Source organism: Paraburkholderia sp. SIMBA_054 (assembly GCF_046534875.1).
In the GTDB taxonomy this organism is placed as follows: domain Bacteria; phylum Pseudomonadota; class Gammaproteobacteria; order Burkholderiales; family Burkholderiaceae; genus Paraburkholderia; species Paraburkholderia hospita.
Genome location: NZ_JAWRXV010000569.1, coordinates 1 through 287 on the forward strand (window position 1 = coordinate 1; position 287 = coordinate 287).

General features: G+C 65.5%; 1 protein-coding gene. It reads left to right on the plus strand.

Features of this window, described 5'->3' with window-relative positions:
• On the plus strand, positions 1-287 hold a 287-nt coding region (locus SB822_RS56375; protein ID WP_410859014.1), incomplete at both ends, for a LacI family DNA-binding transcriptional regulator.

Below are 287 nucleotides of genomic sequence, written 5' to 3' on the forward strand. Positions count from 1 at the left end.
CGGTCGGCTCGGTGTCGCGGGTGCTCAACGGCCGCGACAATGTGGCACCGGCCATTCAGGAGGCGGTACGCGCCGCGGTGGCGGAGCTGAATTTCGTGCCGAACGTGGTGGCGCGTAGCATGCGCAAGGGCAGTTCCAGCGCGATTGGCTGCCTGATTTCCGACATCACCCAGCACACCGCCGCCCAGATGGTGAGCGCGGCCGAAGAGCGCCTGCGGGCAAGGGGCTTCGAGATTCTGATCGCCAATTCCCATTACGATCTCGAGCGCGAACGGGCCATTCTGTCG